The following is a 2,625-nucleotide window of genomic DNA, read 5'->3' as shown; positions in this document are numbered from 1 at the left end:
GCCTGGCTGACGAACGCCCTCAAGAAGCTCGGCATGAGCGAAGAAAAAGACCGCCTCTCGACCCGTTCGCTGGCCAGCCTGCAGGTGCTTTATTTTGAGGAAACGGTGGAAGAAAAGCTCTGGCAGCCGACCTTCATCATGGAGCACCCGACCGAAATCTCCCCGCTGGCACGCGCCAACGACAGCCGTCCGGAGGTGACAGAGCGCTTTGAGCTCTACATCACCGGCCGCGAATTCGGCAATGGTTTCAGTGAGCTTAATGACGCTGAAGAGCAGGCCGCGCGCTTTAACGCCCAGGTAGCCGCCAAGGACAGTGGTGACGACGAAGCCATGTTTTATGACCACGACTTCATCCGCGCGCTGGAATACGGCATGCCGCCGACCGGCGGTTGCGGCGTCGGCATAGACCGGCTGATGATGCTGCTGACCGACAGCCCCAGCATCCGTGATGTGATTCTCTTCCCCGCGCTGCGACGTGAGGTTTAGCCCACGATCGCGCACTTCGCCATCCCCGATTCCACACCAGCAGGGGCCGCGGGACTGGCTTTGCCAGACCGCTGGCGCCGTCCCCTTGAGGGGGGAACAGGCTACACGCAGTGAGCCTGGACGGGGGTGCTATTGAAATACCTTCTCGGCTACCCCGACAGTCTGCAGACCCAGGTGCAGCAGCTGCTGGCGCAGGGCCGGCTGGGTGAGGTGCTGCTTGCCAAATACCCCCTTGCCCATGGCGTGCGGACCGACAAGGCCCTGTACGACTACGTGATGGGACTCAAAAGCGAGTTTTTACGCAGCTCGGAGCCGCTTTCCAAAGTCGCTTTTGACAGCAAGCTGCACGTGATTGCCCATGCGCTGGGCACACACACCACTGTTTCCAGGGTCCAGGGCAGCAAACTTAAAGCCAAGCGTGAAATCCGGGTGGCAACGCTGTTCAGGGAAGTGCCGGAAGAGTTTTTGCGGATGATTGCGGTGCACGAACTGGCCCACATCAAGGAAAAAGCGCACGACAAGGCTTTTTACCAGCTCTGCACCCATATGGAGCCGCGCTACCACCAGTATGAATTTGACCTGCGGGTGTACCTGACGCATATGGATGCGGTGGGCCGGCTGGAGTGGCCTTCAGCCTGACCCCACTGCGGTGTGGTCACAGCCGCCCGCGCGGGTTCCGAATCGGTCAAATTTACAAGGAAAAGGCCTGAAACCCAATACAGTTTTGCGCCATCAGCTATTTATTTAATAGCATCTCCGGCAAACGCATCTCAGAGAATCAGCCCCATCGCGTGCATATACGCCGGGTGCAGCATCAGTTCGTCCCATTCGTGGGCTGGGGTGGCGGGCAGCAGGTCCAGCCGGCGCAGCTCGCTGGACTCCAGCGCTTCCCACTGGCCCTTGAGCAGCGCCTCGGCCATGCCGTCCAGCAGTTCGTCCACCGGTTTGCCCTCCCCCACCGACTGGTTGCACAGCAGGACCATGTCGCAGCCGGCGTTCAGCGCAGTGACAGCAGCCTCGGTGTAGCTGACTTCCTTGCCGTCGATCAGGCGTGCGCCGGCCATGCTCAGGTCGTCGCTGAAAATCGCGCCGCCAAAACCCAGCTGGCCGCGCAGGATGTAGGTCAGCCATTTTTCCGAGAAACCTGCCGGCCGGGCGTCCACCTTGGGGTAAATCACGTGCGCGGGCATCACGCTGGTCAACGTGGTGTTCAACCACTCGTAAGGTGCGGCGTCGTCGGCCAGGAGGGCCTTCAGGCTGCGTTTGTCGACCGGGATGTCGGTATGGGAGTCGGCCTTGACGAAACCATGGCCGGGGAAGTGCTTGCCGCAATTGGCCATACCCGCCTGCAGCAGGCCGTGCATCAGGCTTTTGGCCAGCAGCGTGACGACGCGCGGGTCGCGGCCAAAGGCCCGGTCGCCAATGACCCCGCTTTCACCCCAATCGAGGTCCAACACCGGCGTGAAACTGAAATCAACGCCGCAAGCGCGCAACTCGGCACCCAGCACGTAGCCACAGGCGGTGGCGGCGTTGGTGGCCGCAAGCTGGTCCTTCATCCACAGCGAGCCCAGCGCGCGCATAGGCGGCAGGTGGGTAAAACCATCCGTCCTGAAGCGCTGCACGCGGCCGCCTTCGTGGTCCACGCAAATCAGCAAGTCCGGCCGGATGCTCTTTATCTCAGCACAGAGCGCGCTCAGTTGCCGGCGGTCTTGCCAGTTGCGGCCAAACAGGATGATCCCGCCGGTCAAGGGGTGCTTGAGGCGCCGGCGGTCAGCCTTGGTCAGCGTGAGGCCGGCGATGTCGATGATGAGGGGAGCGTGCTGGGTCATGGGATTGAAATCAGGAATTAAATACTATYAAATTGATAGCTGCCAGCGCAATATTTACGGGCGCTAGGGGCTATTTTTCTCTACAACCACAAAACTGGCGGCGTAATCGGTTTCGTCGGTGACGGACACATGGGCAGTGAGCTGGCGGGCTTCAAACCAGGCCTTGAGCGTGCCGTGCAGCACGATCTCGGGTTTACCGCTGGGCGCCTTGGCGATTTCGCAGCTGCGCCAGGTCATGGGCATGCGCATGCCGGTGCCGATCGCCTTGCTGAAAGCCTCTTTGGCTGAAAACCGGGTGGCAAGGTAGCTG

Annotated in this window: 4 protein-coding genes; 2 read left to right on the top strand and 2 right to left on the bottom strand. The window is 61.1% G+C overall.

From position 1 onward, the window contains the following. Both AC1D1P_RS20435 and AC1D1P_RS20430 read left to right on the top strand, forming a co-directional pair. Window positions 1-486 (top strand): amino acid--tRNA ligase-related protein (locus AC1D1P_RS20435; protein WP_477674220.1); only part of this gene is annotated, 486 nt, incomplete at its 5' end. A gap of 132 nt (window positions 487-618) precedes the next feature. Then, window positions 619-1,125 carry a YgjP-like metallopeptidase domain-containing protein gene (locus tag AC1D1P_RS20430; protein WP_477671327.1) on the top strand — a complete coding sequence of 169 codons (507 nt, stop codon included), beginning with the start codon at window positions 619-621 and terminating at the stop codon, window positions 1,123-1,125. Between the two features lie 131 nt (window positions 1,126-1,256). Here the strand turns inward: AC1D1P_RS20430 and nagZ are convergent, their stop codons facing one another. Then, window positions 1,257-2,315, bottom strand: coding sequence for a beta-N-acetylhexosaminidase (gene nagZ, locus AC1D1P_RS20425; RefSeq protein ID WP_477674219.1), 1,059 nt, complete (start codon window positions 2,313-2,315; stop codon window positions 1,257-1,259). Between the two features lie 63 nt (window positions 2,316-2,378). Beyond that, window positions 2,379-2,625 (bottom strand): holo-ACP synthase (acpS, locus tag AC1D1P_RS20420; protein ID WP_477674218.1); only part of this gene is annotated, 247 nt, incomplete at its 5' end.

It is taken from the genome of Polaromonas sp. P1_E1_2 (assembly GCF_056406035.1).
The sequence above is the reverse complement of the archived record's forward strand: the minus strand, read 5'-3'. Positions and strand labels throughout refer to the sequence as shown.